Origin of the sequence: Lysinibacillus sp. AR18-8, assembly GCF_001705465.1 — a bacterium.
Taxonomy (GTDB): domain Bacteria; phylum Bacillota; class Bacilli; order Bacillales_A; family Planococcaceae; genus Lysinibacillus; species Lysinibacillus capsici.
The window spans coordinates 109,509-129,704 of record NZ_MDGU01000013.1 but is presented as its reverse complement, the minus strand read 5'-3'; the positions used below and the strand labels follow the sequence as shown (position 1 = coordinate 129,704).

Below are 20,196 nucleotides of genomic sequence, written 5' to 3'. Positions count from 1 at the left end.
ATCCCTCCTTCTATTAAAATGCCTCTGCATCTTCAGGTAATGTTTGGCCACCATCAATAATGATCGATTGACCCGTAATAAAGCCTGCCTCCTTACTACTAAGGAACAATGCAGCATACGCTATATCCTCCACACGACCAAGGCTGCCAAATGGAATCGCCTTCGCCATCTTCTGTAGATAGGTGTCACCAAGACCATCTAAGCCTTCTGTAGCGATATTTCCTGGTAACACGGCATTGACCGTAATATGATAGGGTGCTAATTCAAGAGCCGCAGTTCGCATAAACCCTAATTGAGCTGCCTTACTTGCGGCATAATGTGTCCATCCAGCATAGCCAGTCACTGGACCCGTTATCGACGAGGTAATAATGACCCTGCCAGCATTCGCTTTCTTTAAATGGGGCACGCAAGCTTTGACAGCAAACATCGTTCCTCTGGCATTGACATTTAATACCTGATCCCAATGGTCCGTCGTCATGTCCTCTAGTTTCATCGAGGGAAAAATACCAGCATTGGCACATAAAATATCGATGGAACCAAAAGAGCTAGCAACCTCCGTAGCCATGCTTTCAACAGATTCATAGTTTTCAACATCAACAGTGGCAGCAGAAGCGGAGAATCCTTGCGCTTGTAATTGATTTGCTACATCTGTGGCAGCTTCCATACCTCTTGCTGCAATCACCACATGAGCACCCTGTTCAGCAAATACGGTAGCAATCCCCTTCCCAATTCCTTTACTACCACCAGTAACTATGACAACCTTCCCTGTTAAATCGACCTTCAACTCGTTCCTCCACCTTTCCTTTTATTCATTTTAAGTACTTGGCTTTTTCGCAATTTCTGTTACTAATCCATTCACCGCGATATCTGGCCTTAAAATAGTTGAAGAGGCAATCCATTGGTTGTCTGCTTTAGCTAGTTGTGTACCAATGGCTATCGCTTCCTGAATGGCCGCTGTGTCCCCTTCAATGGCAATGGTTACTAGAGCCAAATCGATGGTTTCTTGTCGAAGTATTCGAATATCCGCTGCTTTAAGCATAGCATCTGCGATTCGTATTGAAATCGCAAGTCCTCTTGTCTCCACAATACCAATCGATTTCATCATGTAACAACACTCCTGCTAATATCTTTGTATCGTCATCCCTTTTTCCTGAATCATTTCTTGTGCTAGTGGTGTAAGTTTTGTGTGGGCAGGTAGTGTCAGCCGTTGCCCCTTGTACGATTGAAGCATCTCTGCTGTCAAATAGTTTGCCACTATAGTCGAACGAGCCGGTTCCTCTTGCTGCTTTAAAAATCGAATAAGCTGTGCAAATAACTGAATGTCACAGCCAAACTCCTGTAAGCGCTCTATATGATGCAGCAACATTTTCATGTAAGGATTCGGTTCCTTTGCTGTGACAACAGCAGATAATTTTTCATTTGGAATTAAAATTGCTGTTTGATTGCTAACCAGCAGCTCAGACAGGTACAAGGCTGCCGGTGTAGTAGGCAAGCCTTGGGCACTGCTGACGATAAATGCTTGATCCACTTCGAGAAAAACAATAGCATCGTAGAATAGCTGAGTGGGACTTGTGGTTTCATTTGCCTGCCACTCCTCAACATGGCAATAGCTTTGTAATACGTCCACCTGTTTCTTAGAAATGGTCGTATGAGAATGGACAAGCAAAAGTCTTTTATGCTTTTTATCCATCATTGATATGACTACTTCTTCGATGATTCTCTGTAATTCTTTTATATCCATACCTGTCACTCCATTTTGATAAGCTTGCCAATTGAATGCTGTTGAACAGCGGCGGCATTCGCTTCATCTGTATCTACATGCATCTCAAGGACGAATGCTGAGGAGACACGCACAACCACATTCATTAATCGGAGCTTACGTCCATCCCCACAGATTTCAACCGTCACAACTTCCTTATCTTGGACATTGAAGGCAGCAGCATCGGATACAGCCATGTGAATATGTGCTTGTGCAATAATCAATCCTTGTGTTTTATGGCGAGTTCCATGAGGTCCAATCAATGTGATTGATTCAGATTTTTCTAAGTCGCCTGACATACGAATCGGTGGTGTTACACCCAGCTTGATGGCATCCGTTTGACTGATTTCGATTTGGGTTGCAGTGCGAAATGGGCCTAAAACCCGAACCTTGTCAATTTGGCCTTTGGGTCCCTTAATCGTTAGAACATGCTGTGAAGCAAATTGACCTGGCTGGGAAAGTTCCTTCCATTTCTGTAACGCTGCGTCTCTACCAAATAAATAATAGAAATCCTCCTCATTAACATGACAATGACGGGCAGAAATCGCAATCGGGATACTTTGATTTGTAACTTCAGTGACATGTATTTGATTGTTTGTCATCACAATCCCTCACTTTTCACTTAGGTAAAATTGCGTATAATTCCGAATGAGGGCGTGGAATAACATGTACCGATAATAGCTCACCTACTCGACGTGCGGCCTCAGAGCCTGCATCCGTCGCTGCCTTGACTGCCCCGACATCACCTGTCACCAGCACCGTCACAATGCCGCCACCAACATGTACTTTCCCTACAATATTGACGTTTGCTGCCTTCACCATGGCATCTGCCGCCTCAATTGATCCGATTAAGCCTCTTGTTTCAATCATGCCTAAAGCTCCATTTATCTCTACGCTCATTTCCTTTTCCTCCTCTAATTACTTAGCTTTGTGAGTACTTCCTCTACAATCTTTTCAATGGACAACCTGTCAATAGACACCCCTTCAATTGCTTGCATCGCTGGAGCCTGTATATTTTGTGGATGCTGTGGGGGTGGAATAGTTAGTGCCTTCACACCATAGGCCACTCTTTTTTTATTTAATAAATGATGTGCAGAAATATTATCACTCGTAATATTTCCCCCATAGGCCCCACAGCCCAATGTAAAGGAAGGCGTTAAACTTGTCGTACCGCCTGCAGCCCCAACAGATGCTAAAGTATTGACTAATATTCTGGACACGGGCATTTGAGCGGCAAACTGCTTAACAAAATTTTCGTCCTGTGCATGAATAGCCAGGCTATGTCCTCTCCCTCCAACGTCAAGCAAGCGACGGCAAATCTTTACGGCTTCTTCCTGAGAACGAGCCGTATAAAGACCTAGGATGGGAGAAAGCTTTTCCATGGAAAATGGATACTCCTTCCCAATCTCCTGTTCCTCCGCCACTAATACGCGTGTATGCCGAGGGACATCAATATTAGCCATTTGGGCTATTACGGTTGCTGGCTTCCCGACAATTTGGCTATTTAATGTACGAGCTACTGGTGAAATCACCTTTGCTAATTTTTCCTTGTCCTGCCCACTTAGAAGGATGGCCCCATTTTCTGCTAAAGCAGCCATCACATGTGCTTTGACCTCCTGATGTACGACAATAGCTTGTTCTGTGGCACAGATCGTACTATTATCAAATGATTTACTATCGATAATTTGCTTCATTGCCTCGTTCACATTTGCTGTGCGATCAATATAGACAGGAACATTCCCAGGGCCAACACCATAGGCTGGTTTCCCTGAGCTATAGGCAGCTTTGACAAGCCCTGCTCCACCAGTTGCTAAAATTAGCTGTACATCACGATGATGCATAAGTTCCTCTGTTCCTTTTATTGTTGGATGGCTAATCCATTGAATAAGTCCCTCTGGTGCTCCTGCATGAACGGCTGCCTGCTGACAAATTTTCAATGCCTCGATAGTGCAGTTGACTGCTGTTGGATGAGGACTAAAGACAATGGCATTTTGCGCCTTTAGGGCAATTAGCGTTTTAAAAATGGCTGTAGCAGTCGGGTTCGTAACAGGTGTAACTGCCGCAATAACACCGAATGGATAAGCAATTTCCACCTGCCTTGCTACCCTATCCTCGTGTATAACGCCAATTGTCTTTTCATGCCGAATGGCTTCATAGACACCTTGAGAAGCCAACTCATTTTTTATTTTTTTATGTTCAATAATGCCCATCTTTGTTTCCGTAACAGCTAATACAGCAAGATTTTCTGCCTGTTTATAAGCAGCTTGGGCAATGGTCTCTACAATTCGATCGACCTGCTCTTGCGTAAAGCTGGCATACATTTTTTGCGCAATCGAAGCGGCTGCTATTCCGTCTCTTGCCTCTTGTATCGAAACCAAATCTTGGTCTCTCACCATATGACGAACCTCCCGTCATGTAAATTTTTTTAGGGCAATTAAATCGCTTGAATTAGCTACAAAGACAGTGCCTGATGATTGCTGGTGCAGACTTTGCCAATGCTGTAATTCATGCGTAGATAATGCTACATAGGCAGGGGCAGTTGTTTGCTGCGTCTGATGTTGGTTTTCTTTTATTAATCGAAATGATTGCCATTCCTGTAATTCATCATTTGATAACGTTTTAGAAGCTTGTTCAGGCTGAGAGCCTTGCGTTAGTTTTTCCAATACCAATTCAGTAATCTTGGCAATTAGCTGATTGTCCATATGCTCACTCCTTTTCGATTAGCATGGTGAGAACAGATTCGTCATACGCTTCAATAATTGCGGTTGCATCAGGTAAATAATCCTTTGGGTATGTGGTACTAGGAATGATGCCAATGGAAAAGCACATGCCAGCATTTTTAGCAAAGAGCATATCTGCATTCGAATCGCCAATCATCACGGCTTTCTCAAGCGATACTTGAAATTGTTCCTTTGCCACATATGCTAAGTCTGGGAAGGGCTTACTGGATGTAGCTTGGTCACTTCCTAGAACGAAATCAAACAAAGCTAATAACTCTAGCTGTTGTAAATGAGATTTGGCTCGTGCCGTTTGATCAGCTGTAATCACCCCTAATTTCTTCCCTTTATTTTTTAAGGTTATTAAGAGATTACGAATACCTGGTAATGCCTGTACCTTGCTATTTTCCTGCTGCGATGTGGCTAAGTTGGAAGCTGCTCTCGCAAGTGTTACCCCTTTGCTCCATGGGATTCCCTGCTGATAGAGTAAGAACGCCAAGATCGTCTCAGCTTCTTGTATACTTCCAATAGCTAGAGGACTCGTTGGGTCAATCGTTGTTCCATTGTCATTAACCCCTATGTTTCTTAAAAAAGTTTGTAAGGAAAAATAGATCTCTAAGTCTGAATTTTCAGTTAAATTAGCATATAAATTTTTGGCCCAGGCAATCCATAAAGAATCCATTTCTATGATTGTTCCATCCTTATCAAAAATGACCCATTCCACTTTTGTCATAGGAAAACCCATCCCTTTATTTATTCTCGTATAGCCTCTATTGGCGATACTGGTGCTTGCACCTCTACCTGCACTGTAGCGTCCTTCGCAAAGCGTTCCTCTGGTGCATCCTCGTTAATATGGTGTCTTGCCCACACCCAATAATAGATCGTTGCCACAGCAAAAACAGCCAAACAAACGATGAAAAAAGTCAAATTCGCAAAGAAGCTCGCAAAGATAGCAATGACGGCTAGCACAAGTGAGACAATAGGCGTAAATGGATACAGTGGTGTCTTAAAGGTACGTACTAAATGAGGTTCTTTTTTACGCAAAATCAACACTGATAAATTCATCGTAATATACGATACTAATGCCCCAAATGTAGAAATTAAAATTAAATCATCTGGATTAAATAGAATGACTAACACTAACCCGATAAAGCCTGGCAAAATAATGGCCATATATGGTGTCTGACGCTTTTTATGCATCTTCGATAACATGCTTGGCAAATAGCCTGCACGTGATAAAGCATAGACCTGACGAGAGTAAGCCAAAATCACACCCGAAAAGCTTGCAATTAGTCCTACTAAGCCAACAGATGCTAAAATCTGCGCCAACCAATACGTATTTCCAAAAACAGCGGCAATCGCTGCTGGCAATGGATCTTCAGCAACCGTCATGACATCGATGCCAGCTAGCCCAATGGCAACAGTTGTTGTCAAAATGGATAAAATCAGCAAGGTCACCATACCTGAAATTAACCCCTTCGGCATGTCCTTCTGCACATCTCTCGTCTCCTCCGATAACATAGGCAACATCTCGATTGCTAGGAATAGCCACATCGCATAGGGCAATGCTGACCAGATACCTTTAAATCCACCTGGTATAAGATCGCCATTCTCAGGGAATAAATGGCCCACATTAATTTGCGGTAAACCAACGAAATACATTAATACTAATAGCCCTAACGCGATAAAGACAAGCACCATTTCGATTGTGGCGTATTCCTTAATACCAATAATATGAACCCCCATGAACAGAGCATACATAAAGGCAGCTGCCACCACTGTCGGTACGGCTGGAAACAAAAAGCTGATATAGCCCCCAATACCAATCGCGATAATTGGTGCGGCAATGACATATTGCAGCACGACACCAACTCCTGTAATAAAACCGATATAACGCCCCATCGCCCGTCGAGCAAAGGAGTAAGGTCCTCCTGCATAAGGTAACATCGTCGATAATTCAGAAATACCTAAGGTCATCGTTAAATACATAATCGCCATAAATAATGTGGCAATGAGCATTCCTAAAAAACCAGATTGACTTAAACCAAAATTCCAGCCAAAGTAGTTCCCAGAAATCACAATGCCGACGCCAATTGTCCATAAATGGATGGGTGTAAGGGCTTTCTTTAATACGATGATTTCATCCTTTTTCGAAGACATGTTATTCGCCACCTTTTATCGTTATTTAGTTGGTACAGTCTTGATACTTTTCTACATAGGCTTTCACTAAATCATCACTCTGAAGCGTGTAATTTTCACCAAGTAAGCGCGTTGTCTCATTATCACGACTTCCAATCCACGAAATAAGCTGTAGTCTTCTCATTAATATAAAAGTTGGAATCATTTCTTTTTCTGCGTCTGTTAATAATCGAATTTTGCTATAGCCCTTAACCCATGAAGCGATCAACTCATCAAGATAAGGCATATGCTCAATAAAGCTCACCGATGTTGCTAAATCATATAAAAACCACCCAAAACCACAATCATCAAAATCAATCACTTTAATTTCGTCCCCATAGATGAGTAAATTAGCTAAGCGTAAATCCGCATGGATAAGACCAAATCGTGTTTTATCTTTCCCAAATGCCTCAAGCTTCTTTTGAATGATATGTGATGCTTCCTCATATAAAGCGATTCGTGCAGGGGTCATTCCTAGTCCATCCTGCCATCTCGCCCATTTTGGAGATTGACCTAGAATCGTGTCATAGTCCCATGTCATGCGCTGAAAGGCTTGGTAATAATCATGCTGCTCGATTGTGTGTTTATGGAACATGGCTGTAATTTCGCCTAATGTTTCAAATTGCTGAATTAAGTCATCTTCATTATTCTCATCAGGAGCATTGCCCTCCAAAAATGTAAATAATGTGCTATAATAGATCGTGTCATTATACGAATGAGCATGTACGTAGTCACCGTCATCTGCTCGCATCGGTAGTGATACATCAATAGGAGATTGCTCATGGAGCGAGTTTAACCAGGCAATCTCCGCTTCGATCTCCTCTTTTTTATGGTAATTTGGTCGGCTGATCCTCAGAATATATTTTTTGCCCTGCCCATCTTCTACGAGATACGTCGCATTTTCGGAATAATCAATCATTTTACAAGATGCTTCTAGTAAACAACTAAACTCCTTTAATGCATCATTTGCTGCTTGATGAAAGTTGGAAAGGACCAATTCTAAATCTATGAAATCCATTTGACCCATCTAGAAAACCCCCTGTTTACTAAATTGACAAGCTTTCTTTACTTTAATAGCGTGCAAATTTTACAAGCTGCGCTGCTTCTTTAATGCCCGCCTCACATTTTTCAAGCAATTCATCACAGTATGCTTTATCACATAATAGCCCTGGCTTAAATTGCAACACACGTGTATCCAGCATTGAATAAATGGCCCATACACCATGTTTGTACAAGGAGCTCATCACATATTTAGCCCCTTCAGGATGATTAAATTCTAGGCCCATAACAACGCCAAGCTGACGAATGCCCACAAAGAAATCAGGATATTGTTGTTGAATACGCTCTAAACCACTTCGTAGATAACGAGCAACATATTCTACATTCTTTACTACTTCAGGACGTTGGGAGATTTCTAATACTTTCATCGCCACTACACAACCTAGTTCTGCTCCACCAAATGTAGAAATATGGGCTAGTCCATCTTCTTCCATCCAGCCGCCTGCTCGTTCATTGACCACTGTAGCTGCAATTGGATAGATACCGCCACTTAGCCCCTTTGCTGTCACCAGAATATCCGGTTTCACGCCATAATGCTCAATTCCCCACAGCTTACCTGTTCTCATCAAGCCCGTTTGCACCTCATCTGCAATATATAATGCCCCGTATCGTTCACAAAGTGATTTGACATCAGCCAAGTAATTAGCAGTGGGCAAGGGGAAACCATATGTCGCAGGAATAGTCTCGATAATTACGCTAGCTACATCCCCTCTAGCAAGCTCTCGTTCCATTGCCGCCAGATCATTGAAAGGTACGTGCACAAATTCATGGGGACTGCCCTCACTTAAAAATGGTTTTGAATAGCGTTCATTGCCAAGCGAAACTGCAAGACCTGTGTGTCCATGATATCCATTTTTAATGGAAATCGTTTTTTTACGTTTTGTAGCATAACGCGCACACTTTAGAGCCACATCAATTGCTTCACTTCCACCACTAGAGAAAATAGAATATGTTAAGCCTTCTGGTGTGCAGGCTGCTAATTTTTCAGCTAACTGTGCACGTGCAGTAGATGGAAAATGATGATTACCAATGTCAAAATAATTGGTTCCTTCCACTAATGCAGCAATGACTTCTGGATTACGATGGCCAAGGTTATATGTTCCGCCATTGAGATGCGCATTCATTAATTTTTTGCCATCCACATCGTAGAAATAATAGCCCTCTCGTTTCCCGATAACGACATCAACACCATCGATTTGCCACTGTTTCGTTTTTCCTGGATTCCACCAGTCAATTGATTTTTGTAAGGTTGCCTGTTTATTTGCAAAATAGTCCATAGTTTCCACCTTCCTATACATTGACGTCATCCAACATTTCACCTGCAATGAATAATTCCACTTTTTTCTGCTGTAATCGTTCCTGCCATTGTGTGGAGCTCTTTTGATCTGTAATCACCATCGAAACGTCCTCTAAATGACAAATATGCGCAAATGTAGAGACACCAAATTTCGTATGGTCTGCTAAAATAATCGTATTTTCTGCCCGCTCTATTAATTTCTTTGAAATCGCTGCGCCCGTAATATCATAGTCGGTAATACCATCTGCTAACGAAATTCCGCCTGCAGCAACAAAGGCTTTATTTGCCTTTAGTTGATTAAAAAATAAATCAGCTAATGGACCTCCCATAAATTTTTGTCGATGTTCATATTCTCCTCCCGCAAAGAGCACCTTCCCTTGAAAGCATTCTGCGGCTAATGATAGAACTGGGAGTGAATTTGTGACGACAATGACGTTGGGCTTATCACCTAAATAACGAACGATTTCATAGGCTGTTGTACCATGACCGATAAAGATAACATCACCGTCTTCCACAATACTTGCAGCAGCCTTACAAATCCTTCTCTTCTCTATATTGTTAAGTGACGTTTTCTGTTCAAAGGTCCTCTCATACTTTTCCTTTGCCTTCACAGCCCCCCCATAGACTTTGTGTAGAAGCCCTTCCTTCTCCAATCGATCCATATCTCTACGTATAGTCTCGCCTGATACATTTAATAGCTGCTCTGCATCACTTACCTTCACTTTTCCTTCTAAATCTAAAATATCTAAAATCACTTTTTTACGTTCCTCAAACGAAAGAGACATACATCATCACTCCAAACACAAAGTTAAATCCAACAAAATCCACAAATCCAACACTTTATTTCTGTATTTATGTGGATTTGTTTTGAATTTTAAATAATAGTTTAATAATTGTCAATACTCTGAATTTTATTTTCTGTATGATTTTTTCTCTCTAAAGCCACTTATTTCTCTTAAGCGTAAAATGAAAACTCCACAAAAAACCAATTTCAGTTGTCTCCAACTGCTCTCTAAAACCTTTTTTAAAATATTTTTCTACAACTATTTTTTCCCATAAAAAATCCCCCTTCATGGTAGAAACCATAAAGGGAGATGACGAGATTATTTTGTTAATTCCTCTACAAATTCAACAGGTACGTATGTTTTGCCAGATTCTAATAAAGCAGGGGCTACTTTAAATTGGCGAAGCGCTTTATTATAACCATATTCTTTTTGACCTCGCGTAATTGTATACGAAAGGGCTCCTTTTGAAACAATGGCACCTTTTTGCGTTACTTCTACTTTAAAGCCTAGCTTTTCAGCGATTAAGCGTAGCGGCACCATTTTTGTCCCATCTACTTCGTAAAAGTCTTTATTGATAATTTCTTGAACCGCTGAATCAACTGGAGCTGGAGCTGGAGCTGGTTCTGGTGTTGGAACTGGATCCACTTCAACAGGCTCTTCCTTCTCAATTGTATCTAATACTATCACTTTTGATGGCGGTGTTTGAGCAGGGATGCTCATCGTTGCGATTGTGTAGAACACCACTAAATGCTGCTCTTTTAAATCGTCCACTTTCACAGCTTTGCCAGTAGCACTTGCTAGCTTCGTGTCTTCCCCAACATTTAACTTGAGGTTATTTTCAGTATCCACTAAATCTTTATTGAAGAAATCCACTTCCACGCTACCCATTTCTTCTGTTTCTACAATGATTACTTCTGGGTTGTATTGTGGTGGATAAATCGCAAGCATCGGCTTCTTGGCATATGAGTAAGCTGACACCTTATCTCCTTTTTGAAGCTTGGCTTCTTTTCCCATATTGTCAAAAACTAATGAGTCTTTATTGGCAATCACAATATTTGTATTGTCACCATCAACCACTGTATAGTATGTGGCATTTTCACGTACTTCTACGTTTTCAACTGTACCTGTCACTTTAATAAAAATAGGCTGCACTTGTTGCTCCGAAGTTTCTGCGTTAATCACAGTAGCCTCTCCTTCGTTCGCTGATGCAGTTGGAGCTCCAATCGCGCCCCCTAATAATAATGCTGACATAGCAAATGGTACGACTTTCGTCATTTTCATACAAAAAGCATCTCCTTCATTTTCCCGAATTCAATAAAGTAGTCGTGTTCACACGAAAAAGGTTACAAACTGTCTCCATTTTTATGGCTAGAGCTTTGCTTCCTCATTTTGAGCTATAGCGATTTGCGAGCGACTTCTCTTGAATATTCGATTTACTAGATGGCGGTGCTTTGCTTTTGGATATTCGCTTCTTCGCAATTTTATTCTCCCCTGATCAAAAGATAAATCTCAGACGATTCAGGATGCGCTGTAAGAAATACTGGTTTTCGCTTTGCTGGGTTCTTAGCTCACGGGCGACGTCGGGGTGGTCAGTGATGACGCCGCTGACATTTTTTTCGATAAAGGTTTGCAGGGAGCGGTCGTCATTGAGTGTCCAAACAAATAAATCGGTCGGATGTTGCTTCAATTCTTCGATAAGCTGCTCCGTTACCCAGGATTCCTCCAATGCGATAAAATCAACATTTTCCTCCATCGGTCCAATATTGAGTGCATAGACAATACCGACTCGCAAATTCGGCACCAATTTTTTTAATTGCGTCATTTTCTGTCCATCAGCGGATTGCACATAATAGGAATCTAGCACCTTGTATTTTCGTAGCTTCTCTACTAATTTAGGTAAAACATCTTCTGTTTCTTGACCATGCACCTTTAATTCGATTAGAAGCGCCACATCTAACGCTTTGGCAATTTCAATACAATCATCTAATGAAGCAATTTTATCGCTAAAGCCATTTTGATGAATGGTTAACGTTTTTAGTTCGCTCAGGGTCATATTCGCAATAACACCATTTTTACCTGCTAACCTTCGTAATGTTCGATCATGGAAGACGACGAATTCCCCATCCACCGTTTGTTGAATGTCGATTTCAATTAAATCTGCCCCCGCATTGGCTGCACTCACCAATCCACTAATTGTATTTTCTACATTGCCTGCTACATAGCCGCGGTGGGCAATAATTTTGGTATCTGGCGCATAGACACTTTTCTCTAATGAATTGATATTCATCATACTTAATACGAGAAACACAATGCCACTGATCAATAGTAATGGCTTATAGTGCCGCTTCCGATGTGTAGTCCCGCTCAATTTGCCTATAACTAGCGTATTATACGTGATGGCGACCATAACTTGTGAAAACATCGCCTGTAATAAACTAAATAGCACCACAAAGACCATTTCTAAAAAGGCTAGTGTCAGCCCAGCCGTAACCAAGGCTGCACTTGGCATTAAACGTTCAATTAGATAGAGCGGAAACGTAGCGACCACTGTGATACCAAGCATCATCAACAGATGACCTGTTAAAAGCATAGCTAGTAGCACGACTAGTTCAAATAAACCACGCTTGGAAAATCGCCAGCTTTGCTTAAAAGAACGCAAAATAGAGATGTTCGGCTGGATTGTAAAGATGGGTAACGTTAAGATGCTTCGAATACCTATCATCACGATGATGCTTGCCACCGCAGCATATGCTAGCCTACCCGCTCGACTACTCATGATTTCTTCAGTTAGAAAATGTGGTAGGGAGATGGATTGAGTCAATGTAAGGGGTAGCATAAAGGAAGCTAGTGGCATTAATAGTGCTAAATAGACGATGAGAAATAGAACTTGCACACTAAAAAAATAGACAACCTTGCGATTTAATTGTTGCCATAAAGGAAGAAATCGGTAGCGAAGTCCTCGTTGCTGATGAAAGGCCATGAGAAATAGAAAGCCCATCTCATAATATACAAATAATAAAAACAGCAAAATTAATAGACAAATCATTATCATCACAAAGGGATGCGTCATAAAGCTTTGCCAATTTTGCTCAGTAATATGTGTAAACCCTGTTACTCGTAGCATGAGCTTCAAAACGATAGAGGTTACAGGGATCATTAATAAAAACTGAAAGATTCTAATTAATGCGAAAACCTGTACATAATCGAATCGATAAACATAAATATTATGGACAGCCTGTCGCATTACTTGTCCTGCCTTGTGCACATACTCACCCCTATCATGCTGTTAAAATCGCTCACTACTAACGTATGTTTTGACTGCTATGACCCATTCCTCGAAGCCAATAAAATAGCACTCCTCTATACCAAAGTAGGCGTCAATTTTTGTATTAATCGTGACATTCACCATTTTTTTGAAACTTTTTAGCAGGCCACCCTGTATATAACTAGATACCCGCTACAGAAAGGAGCGCAAACATGAAATTCAACCTTGGTGATATCATTAGTACAACCGTTCTTTTATGTATGTTTCTAGCGATCTTTTTCGTAATGATCCATATGATCAAAAAAATGAAATCCACTGCCCCTGTGTCTCCTCCACCAACCATGCAACAGCAAGTAGAGGACTTATCAAAACATGTGTCGACCCTAGAACAACAAGTAAAACAATTAACTGACAAACAATAGTCCCATAAAAAAATCGCTGGGAAGGATAACCTTCTCAGCGATTTTCATATACTATCTGACCATTCACAACCGTACATGCGACTTGAATGTGTGGAAGCTGCTCCATCTCTACCGTAAAAACGTCTTCTTGTAAAATCGTAAAGTCTGCAGCAAAGCCTTCTGCAATTTTGCCACGCATCAATTGCTGTCCAATGATTTCAGCCGCTCCTACTGTATACAAACGGACTGCCTCAAATCGGGAAATTTTCTCATGAGGGTTATAGCCATCATGTGTTTCCCCAAAATTTCTTCTAGTGACAGCCGCATAAATACCATGCAACGGGTTTGGCACTTCAATTGGCGCATCACTGCCGCCTGCGACAATCAGCCCTCTGTCAAGAAGCGATTTTAAAGGATGTAAGCCCTGTGCGCGCTCCTCTCCAAGTCTCGATAGCTCTGCTTGGTATTCTCCCTGTACAAACTGCGGCTGCATATCCACTGCCACTGGTAATGCAGCTAGCTTGGCTAATAGTTCCTCATCGACTAAGCTACAGTGAATTACGCGATCAAGCTGACCTTCCTGAGGAGGATATGCCGCAAAAACGTCTAAAATCGTGTCGATTGCTAAATCCCCAATGGCATGCACGGCAACGGTTTGTCCATATTGACGTGCCAGCTGAACATAGCTTGTTAATTGCTCAGTTGTATGAATAAGCATCCCTGCATTGTCCGAATCATCGCAGTAAGGCTGACGTAGTGCAGCCGTACGACCTCCAAAGGCTCCATCAATAAAAATTTTCATCGCACCAAACTCCAAAAATGGTGAGGAAGCTAAATCCATCTTCGCAACCTCTTCAAAGACTGTATGATGCTGTAATACATGCACCTTAAAGGATTGCTGTGCCTCTACTATTTTGCGATAAGCCTGAATCGGCTGGCTTGGCGGTCCATAATAGCTTAAATCCTCTGAATGTCCCCCTACTAAACCATAGGATTGCAATGAGGTCACCGCCTTTGTCAGTGCATCCTCAATATAAGCAGGTGTAATATGTGGCATCTGGTTAACAATTAAATACAAGGCAGCATCCTTTAGGATCCCTGTGAGCTGACCATCTACTTTGTCAATGACACCCCCCTCTGGCGAAGGAGTCCTATTTGTAATTCCTGCAAAAGCGAGTGCCTTGGAATTGGCTAGAATCAAATGATGACAGCTCCGTTTAATGATTAAATGAGCATCTCCAAGGGCATCTAGCTCTGCTAAGGTCGGAAAAACGGGCTCCTCAAATTGGTTTTCATTTAGTCCAATCGCAATGACCCATTCATGTGCTGACGCCTGAGCCATTCGCTCCTGAAGCTTCACAAGTAACGCCTCTTTACTCGTAACTGCCGATACATCAAGATGCTTGAGTTTTTCTCCGTAGCCAATAATATGTAAATGGCTGTCGACAAAGCCTGGATACATGATATTACCCTCTAAATGTTGGATAGAAGCAGCTAGTGGCGACAAGCTCTCCACTGAGCCTGTCGCCACAATTTTTCCATCTTCAACAAGGACTGCATCCACTGTTTCACCAACCTGAGCCATCGTGTAAATCTTACCACCTGTCCATAATGTTGCCAAAACAATTCCTCCCATGTCCTATGCTATTGCTTCAATTAAGTGCGCTCTTTCTAAGCGACGTCGAACAATCACACCAATCCATGCTGCAAGTACCGCTTTGACGATACCAACCACTATAAATGGTGCAACACCACCCATAAAGGCAGCTGTCCATGTATAATCTGCTACAATTTTTAACCACACTGTCCCAAACGCTAATGTAACAATCATCCCAATGATATTCGCAATAATAGCTTGAGTAAATGTAATACCAAATTTATCTAAGTATAAGCCCATAATAATGGCTGTGGCAAGGAAGCCGACAATATATCCACCTGTTGGACCAACTAAAATTCCTAGTCCACCTGACATACCGCTAAATACAGGTAAACCTGCTGCCCCTAGTAAAATATATAATAGAACAGATAACGTGCCTAATCTTGTCCCTAAAATCGTCACGATAATTCCAACCGCTAACGTTTGACCTGTAATCGGGATAAGTGGTAGTGGGATTGTTACCTGTGCTAAAACTGCGATTATTGCTGCCCCAAATGCTGCTAACACATATTGATATGTACTTCCTTTTTTCAATGTAAAAAGCCTCCCCTTGTGCGTTAACTAATAATAAAAATAAGTTAACACAAAGATAAAGCAAATGAAAACCATTGTCAATCTATTTTAGAATAAAAAAAGAAATTGCTAGATTAGCCTAGCAATTTCTTGCCAAAATCATTACCATAAAGGTTCATTCATCGGGTCTTTCTCTTGTAGCTTAAACACATATGGCGCAATTTGATAATGGTAGAAGAACATGCCCACTAAAAAGAAAATGAGACCGATAACAAAATGATGGAAAACATGCTGTAGCATAATCAGCAGTGGCACTGGCATCGTCATTACACCACTGATTTGCATGGATTTTTTTGTGCGGTATTGTTTTTGTCCACAATGAGGGCACACAATTTCACTATTTTTGCGATATAATTTACGTGCATCCTTCTCAGACCAACTCTCCCCACATTCAATACAAACAGGTAAACCATACCCCTTTTTCAATAGATAGCGTTTGACAATAAATGTAGCGCCTATAAAAATGCTCAGTAAAATCATTCCTCTTACATAATCCGAAGCAAATAGTGACCACCAATGCCAATTATCCGACTGTAGGCTAGCCGCCTGATGGCCTGAACTCTGTGGCCCCTTCTGTTGTGTCAGGATATAGCTAAAACCGATAACAAAAATAGTAAAGGTTGCGAACACGATCCGATACGTCCATTGACCATCTGCTTTACGTTGAACTTTTCGTCGTGCTTTCTCCGCGATTACCTGTTTGCGCTGCTGTGAGAGCTTGACATCTTGTAGCTCCTTTAATAGTTCCTCTTTAAATTGATTCATTGCGTAGCACCTCCCAATCAAAGTCACCCATTGCTGTTGCTAATTGTTTACGAGCTCGCTGTAATCTTGTGCGAATCGTTGCTTCCGGACATTGTACAAGCTGTGCAATTTCCACTGTCGACATCTCCTCAAAATAATACAAAATCAAGACCTCTCGATAGGCAACTGATAATGTAAACAGTGCCTCCACCAGCTCTTTTTTTACAGTTTTCTCTAGCATCTCCTTTTCAGGTGTCATAGCTGTTGTGCGCCCCGTGATCTTTTCAAACAATGTCAGTCGTTTACTTTTCCAACTTCGTAAGTAATCGTGACTTCGATTAACCGTCATTTTCACTAAATATGTACGTAAGGATGCTTCCTGACGAAACTGTCCCTGCTTTTGATAAAAGGCGATGAACACATCCTGCACGATGTCCTCCGCCGTTGCCTTATTTTTTACATATAGATAAGCGACCTTTAGTAAGTAATCACCGTGCTCCTCGATTATCTGTTCAATAGCCATCATTGCCCTCACCTACTTTCTACACTACTGACGGTCGCCGTAACGAATGCGATTCATTTTATCAAAAAAAAATCCGTAATTTTTAAATCATTACGGATTTCTTCAAGCTAAATACCTATTTTTTGCATAGTAGAGACAACTTTGACCATTCGATCGTCTAAATCGCTGCCTGTGAATCGAGGCAATCTCAATTCATTCACGATAGCACCATCAGACATAAAAAGGATACGCTCTGTTCTTGCGGCAATCTTTGGATCATGGGTCACAAGCATCACCGTTGTGCCTTCACTATTGATGGAGGCTAATAAATCCATGATTTCCTGAGCAGACGTTGAATTCAATGCGCCTGTGGGTTCATCTCCAAAGATCACCTGCGGGTTGCTAATCAAGGCGCGGCAGATGCCTGCCCGTTGAAGCTGCCCACCAGACACTTGTGTAATATCTCGCTTTGCCAATTCTGCAATCCCCATTTTGTTCATGATCTGTAGTGCCCTTTCTGTCAAGGCCCTGACATTTTTTCGCCCATCACGCATCGCAGGTAACAGGATATTATCAAGGATATTTAAGCTTTTTAGAAAGGTCGGCTGCTGAAAGACAAAGCCCATTTTCGTTCTACGCAAATCAGCCAGTTCTTTGTCACTTAATGTCGTTAAGTCCATTCCATCAAAGATGACCTGACCTTGATCAATACTGTCCATCCCGCTAAGGGCATACAACAGTGTCGATTTACCACAGCCTGATGGGCCCATAATGGAAATAAACTCCCCTTGATTGATGGCAACTGATACATCCAGTAAAACGGGATGCTGTTCTTTACCTACCTGAAACGTCTTTGCTATTTGCTCACCACTTACGATATTCATAGGTTCTACTCCTTTATATGCTCAATAATTTTTACCTGCCCTGCCCTTGACGTACCAAATAGCGTAGCTAGCAGAACAACGCTTGTAAGCGCTAGTGGGCAAAAAACATACGCTGCTAGTGGATTAATCATAAAATCAAAGGAAGCCGCCCCGAATGAGGCAATGACCGTACTAGTTAAATATTCACCTAACGTGTTTGCGAGCAACGTCCCCATCGAGATAGCAAGCAGTAATACAAAAATCGAACGTGCAGCATATTGTGTAGCTATATCGACATTCGTGAATCCCAATGCCTTCATGATAGCGATGGGCGCTTGATCCTTCGCAATCAGCATATTCATAAATAATAATGTCACGAGCACACACAGCAATAAGGCAATGACGAGTGCTGCACGAGCTGCCTTTTCGATGGCATGAATCGTCGTACCAAAAGTTTGATAAATATAATCATCAATACCTGACACTTTGGCAAATGAGAAGGTTTTTGCATATTCTGCCCTTTTATCTGCAACAAGAGATGGATCTGCCATCGTACTATAGACGACACTCCACATGCTATCCGTAGACTGGTCAGAGAAAGCTGCCTTCGCAGTCTTGCCTCCATTGGTAATATCTGAATAAATACCGCTAATCCTCAAATTTTTCTTCTGTCCATTAATGACCACTGCTAAACTATCGCCAACCTTTTTTTGAAGCTCCTCTGCATTGAGCACCGAAAGTGCCACTTCATTAGGAGCAACTGGAGCCTCTCCGTGTGCATATTCTAAGGGGAAAATCGTATGGTCACCCAGCTCTATTTTTAGGTTTTGCGCTGTTCCGTCCTCGGCAATCGTTGTGAATTTTTTTGTTGTCAAAACAGTGTAATTCTTAATGGCTGTGTCATGCTCAAGCCTATCCATCACCGCTGCCACCTGTTGTTCATTTTGCTTGCCTTGTGGGATATCAATTCGGATGTCACTGTTCCCAATACCCATATACGTAATAAAGCTTTTAGCTGCAATTGTGTTGTGTAAGTTTTGAGGGACGATGATAATAAATGTTGCCAATACTAATACTGCAAGCATTGTCGCATAAAGTGTTTTTCGTGATAGCACATCCTTTATGCCAAGGAAAAGATTAATCGGTAGCCTTTTATTGGCGCTGAGGTTCAATAATTTTGCATGTTGCCCTTTTCCTTGCATTGTGCCAAAGCGCAGAGCCTGCGTGGCTGATAGCTTGCGAAACTGTTTCAGTACCGATTGTACATAGCCCATAATCACGATAAACACGAGCAACAACCCCAGACCTGTGAACAACCAAATGAGTGAAACATTGTCCGTTTCTCCCATGAACAGACGGATATTTTCTAATAGAATATCTCGAAGGAAGAAGGAACAGGCAAAACCGAGCATACAACCAATCACAGCTATAACGCCATATTTGGCTAGATACATTTTCTGAATATCTGCCACTCGTAGGCCAATTGCTTTCATCACACCGATTTCTCGAGTTTCCTCTTCAATTTTAGTGAGCAATGTAAATCGAATACACATAAACGCAATAGCGACTACAAGGACACTGATGAGCAAGATAACAGCAATCATAAGCCCATCTGATATGGCATTCAGCATTTGAAAAAGCTTATAGGTAATGGTTGGTCCATTTGCTTCTAACCCTGCACTTGTATAGGCTTCTTCAAAATTCTTTAAATCCGCCAAATTTTTCAAACGAAACTCAATTAAATATTCAACTGTTCCCGCTTCCTGGATTGCTGCATAATCTTGTTCACTGACAAGAAAGCGTTTGGAGGAAGCCAGCATTGAGTTCATCTGTGAATCCCTTAGAAATCCAGCTATTGTAAAGGTTTGATCTTGAACGATGATAGTATCCCCCAAGTCGGCAATACCGTCCTTCCAATAGCTTACAGGTACATAAATATCACCATTTGCCACTTCAATCACATGACCATCAAGATCAAGTAAATAATCAAATTTCTCACTTTGTGTGCTGAAACCATTGTCCTGCACACTATGTGCCAATGTGGTACCCGCAATATGGATCTTCGAGCCCTCCACATTTAGAAATTCATTCATTTGATATTCATCTACATATTTATTTTGCTCTGCAAATTCAGTAAGCCGCACTTGATCGATTTCCCCTGCATGCATCTGAAGAAAATGAGACGTTTCTGCTTGTTTCATCAGTGTGTCAATTGCGCTTGTCAAATGGACCATAAGTACTGCTGATAGTGTGACAAGTAAAGCTGCTACCGCCACAAATAGCATGGTCATACCTGTAATTAGCTTGCTATTTGCCATATCATTTCGCACAATTTTCCAATACATAAGTCACCTCTTTGTATATTGTTAATCGCCATCAAATCTAACAAGACCTAA

21 protein-coding genes are annotated in these 20,196 nt (G+C 41.6%); 1 reads left to right on the top strand and 20 read right to left on the bottom strand.

Annotated elements, in window-relative coordinates; genetic code table 11:
* Positions 1–13: 13 nt before the first annotated feature.
* The 14 genes from fabG to BFM98_RS11650 all read right to left on the bottom strand — a co-directional run bounded on the left by fabG (position 14) and on the right by BFM98_RS11650 (position 13,060).
* Complete coding sequence (gene fabG, locus BFM98_RS11715; protein ID WP_016995121.1) at positions 14–784, bottom strand: 3-oxoacyl-ACP reductase FabG; 771 nt, start codon at positions 782–784, stop codon at positions 14–16.
* A gap of 30 nt (positions 785–814) precedes the next feature.
* Positions 815–1,105 (bottom strand): BMC domain-containing protein, encoded by a 291-nt coding sequence (locus BFM98_RS11710; RefSeq protein WP_066037474.1) that lies wholly within the window; start codon positions 1,103–1,105, stop codon positions 815–817.
* Positions 1,106–1,120: 15 nt separating this feature from the next.
* Positions 1,121–1,741: a hypothetical protein gene (locus BFM98_RS11705; protein ID WP_066037473.1), complete on the bottom strand. Its 621-nt coding sequence runs from the start codon at positions 1,739–1,741 to the stop codon at positions 1,121–1,123.
* Between the two features lie 5 nt (positions 1,742–1,746).
* Entirely contained in the window at positions 1,747–2,361 is a 615-nt protein-coding gene (gene pduL / locus BFM98_RS11700) for a phosphate propanoyltransferase (RefSeq protein ID WP_066037472.1), read from the bottom strand.
* Between the two features lie 16 nt (positions 2,362–2,377).
* Positions 2,378–2,659, bottom strand: coding sequence for a BMC domain-containing protein (locus BFM98_RS11695; protein WP_004229005.1), 282 nt, complete (start codon positions 2,657–2,659; stop codon positions 2,378–2,380).
* 14 nt (positions 2,660–2,673) lie between these two features.
* Entirely contained in the window at positions 2,674–4,155 is a 1,482-nt protein-coding gene (locus BFM98_RS11690; RefSeq protein WP_066037471.1) for an aldehyde dehydrogenase family protein, read from the bottom strand.
* 15 nt (positions 4,156–4,170) lie between these two features.
* Entirely contained in the window at positions 4,171–4,461 is a 291-nt protein-coding gene (locus tag BFM98_RS11685) for a hypothetical protein (RefSeq protein ID WP_066037470.1), read from the bottom strand.
* A 4-nt stretch (positions 4,462–4,465) separates the two neighbouring features.
* Positions 4,466–5,209 (bottom strand): HAD family hydrolase, encoded by a 744-nt coding sequence (locus BFM98_RS11680; RefSeq protein WP_066037469.1) that lies wholly within the window; start codon positions 5,207–5,209, stop codon positions 4,466–4,468.
* Positions 5,210–5,229: 20 nt separating this feature from the next.
* Positions 5,230–6,636, bottom strand: coding sequence for an ethanolamine permease (gene eat / locus BFM98_RS11675; RefSeq protein WP_048390427.1), 1,407 nt, complete (start codon positions 6,634–6,636; stop codon positions 5,230–5,232).
* Between the two features lie 25 nt (positions 6,637–6,661).
* On the bottom strand, positions 6,662–7,681 hold the full coding sequence (locus tag BFM98_RS11670) for a phosphotransferase enzyme family protein (RefSeq protein WP_054550922.1): 1,020 nt from the start codon (positions 7,679–7,681) through the stop codon (positions 6,662–6,664).
* A gap of 43 nt (positions 7,682–7,724) precedes the next feature.
* Complete coding sequence (locus tag BFM98_RS11665; protein WP_004229019.1) at positions 7,725–8,990, bottom strand: class-III pyridoxal-phosphate-dependent aminotransferase; 1,266 nt, start codon at positions 8,988–8,990, stop codon at positions 7,725–7,727.
* A 13-nt stretch (positions 8,991–9,003) separates the two neighbouring features.
* Positions 9,004–9,795, bottom strand: coding sequence for a DeoR/GlpR family DNA-binding transcription regulator (locus tag BFM98_RS11660; RefSeq protein ID WP_004229022.1), 792 nt, complete (start codon positions 9,793–9,795; stop codon positions 9,004–9,006).
* A gap of 318 nt (positions 9,796–10,113) precedes the next feature.
* Positions 10,114–11,076: a stalk domain-containing protein gene (locus BFM98_RS11655; protein WP_066037468.1), complete on the bottom strand. Its 963-nt coding sequence runs from the start codon at positions 11,074–11,076 to the stop codon at positions 10,114–10,116.
* A gap of 214 nt (positions 11,077–11,290) precedes the next feature.
* Entirely contained in the window at positions 11,291–13,060 is a 1,770-nt protein-coding gene (locus tag BFM98_RS11650; protein WP_066037467.1) for a glycerophosphoryl diester phosphodiesterase membrane domain-containing protein, read from the bottom strand.
* 212 nt (positions 13,061–13,272) lie between these two features.
* On the opposite strand from BFM98_RS11650, the gene BFM98_RS11645 reads away from it, so the two are divergent.
* Positions 13,273–13,482 carry a hypothetical protein gene (locus tag BFM98_RS11645; protein ID WP_066037466.1) on the top strand — a complete coding sequence of 70 codons (210 nt, stop codon included), beginning with the start codon at positions 13,273–13,275 and terminating at the stop codon, positions 13,480–13,482.
* Between the two features lie 34 nt (positions 13,483–13,516).
* On the opposite strand, the gene BFM98_RS11640 is transcribed toward BFM98_RS11645, so the two are convergent.
* The 6 genes from BFM98_RS11640 to BFM98_RS11615 form a co-directional block, all read right to left on the bottom strand.
* Entirely contained in the window at positions 13,517–15,082 is a 1,566-nt protein-coding gene (locus tag BFM98_RS11640; RefSeq protein ID WP_083225362.1) for an amidohydrolase, read from the bottom strand.
* An 18-nt stretch (positions 15,083–15,100) separates the two neighbouring features.
* Complete coding sequence (locus tag BFM98_RS11635; protein ID WP_004229030.1) at positions 15,101–15,652, bottom strand: biotin transporter BioY; 552 nt, start codon at positions 15,650–15,652, stop codon at positions 15,101–15,103.
* 141 nt (positions 15,653–15,793) lie between these two features.
* Positions 15,794–16,456 carry a TIGR04104 family putative zinc finger protein gene (locus BFM98_RS11630; RefSeq protein WP_066037464.1) on the bottom strand — a complete coding sequence of 221 codons (663 nt, stop codon included), beginning with the start codon at positions 16,454–16,456 and terminating at the stop codon, positions 15,794–15,796.
* Positions 16,443–16,961 carry a sigma-70 family RNA polymerase sigma factor gene (locus BFM98_RS11625; protein WP_066037463.1) on the bottom strand — a complete coding sequence of 173 codons (519 nt, stop codon included), beginning with the start codon at positions 16,959–16,961 and terminating at the stop codon, positions 16,443–16,445. Before BFM98_RS11625 ends, BFM98_RS11630 begins: the two co-directional genes overlap by 14 nt.
* Positions 16,962–17,065: 104 nt before the next feature.
* The gene (locus BFM98_RS11620) at positions 17,066–17,821 is read right to left on the bottom strand and encodes an ABC transporter ATP-binding protein (protein WP_066037462.1); all 756 of its coding nucleotides are present in this window, start codon (positions 17,819–17,821) and stop codon (positions 17,066–17,068) included.
* A 5-nt stretch (positions 17,822–17,826) separates the two neighbouring features.
* Positions 17,827–20,145 carry an ABC transporter permease gene (locus tag BFM98_RS11615; protein WP_066037461.1) on the bottom strand — a complete coding sequence of 773 codons (2,319 nt, stop codon included), beginning with the start codon at positions 20,143–20,145 and terminating at the stop codon, positions 17,827–17,829.
* Between the last annotated feature and the right edge of the window lie 51 nt (positions 20,146–20,196).

Excerpts from the sequence above, each read along its gene's own strand:
- BFM98_RS11710 (WP_066037474.1), bottom strand. The coding sequence starts at position 1,105 with ATGATGAAATCGATTGGTATTGTGGAGACAAGAGGACTTGCGATTTCA.
- BFM98_RS11705 (WP_066037473.1), bottom strand. The coding sequence starts at position 1,741 with ATGGATATAAAAGAATTACAGAGAATCATCGAAGAAGTAGTCATATCA.
- pduL (WP_066037472.1), bottom strand. The coding sequence starts at position 2,361 with ATGACAAACAATCAAATACATGTCACTGAAGTTACAAATCAAAGTATC.
- BFM98_RS11695 (WP_004229005.1), bottom strand. The coding sequence starts at position 2,659 with ATGAGCGTAGAGATAAATGGAGCTTTAGGCATGATTGAAACAAGAGGC.
- BFM98_RS11690 (WP_066037471.1), bottom strand. The coding sequence starts at position 4,155 with ATGGTGAGAGACCAAGATTTGGTTTCGATACAAGAGGCAAGAGACGGA.
- BFM98_RS11685 (WP_066037470.1), bottom strand. The coding sequence starts at position 4,461 with ATGGACAATCAGCTAATTGCCAAGATTACTGAATTGGTATTGGAAAAA.
- BFM98_RS11680 (WP_066037469.1), bottom strand. The coding sequence starts at position 5,209 with ATGACAAAAGTGGAATGGGTCATTTTTGATAAGGATGGAACAATCATA.
- eat (WP_048390427.1), bottom strand. The coding sequence starts at position 6,636 with ATGTCTTCGAAAAAGGATGAAATCATCGTATTAAAGAAAGCCCTTACA.
- BFM98_RS11670 (WP_054550922.1), bottom strand. The coding sequence starts at position 7,681 with ATGGGTCAAATGGATTTCATAGATTTAGAATTGGTCCTTTCCAACTTT.
- BFM98_RS11665 (WP_004229019.1), bottom strand. The coding sequence starts at position 8,990 with ATGGACTATTTTGCAAATAAACAGGCAACCTTACAAAAATCAATTGAC.
- BFM98_RS11660 (WP_004229022.1), bottom strand. The coding sequence starts at position 9,795 with ATGTCTCTTTCGTTTGAGGAACGTAAAAAAGTGATTTTAGATATTTTA.
- BFM98_RS11655 (WP_066037468.1), bottom strand. The coding sequence starts at position 11,076 with ATGAAAATGACGAAAGTCGTACCATTTGCTATGTCAGCATTATTATTA.
- BFM98_RS11645 (WP_066037466.1), top strand. The coding sequence starts at position 13,273 with ATGAAATTCAACCTTGGTGATATCATTAGTACAACCGTTCTTTTATGT.
- BFM98_RS11630 (WP_066037464.1), bottom strand. The coding sequence starts at position 16,456 with ATGAATCAATTTAAAGAGGAACTATTAAAGGAGCTACAAGATGTCAAG.
- BFM98_RS11625 (WP_066037463.1), bottom strand. The coding sequence starts at position 16,961 with ATGATGGCTATTGAACAGATAATCGAGGAGCACGGTGATTACTTACTA.
- BFM98_RS11620 (WP_066037462.1), bottom strand. The coding sequence starts at position 17,821 with ATGAATATCGTAAGTGGTGAGCAAATAGCAAAGACGTTTCAGGTAGGT.
- BFM98_RS11615 (WP_066037461.1), bottom strand. The coding sequence starts at position 20,145 with ATGTATTGGAAAATTGTGCGAAATGATATGGCAAATAGCAAGCTAATT.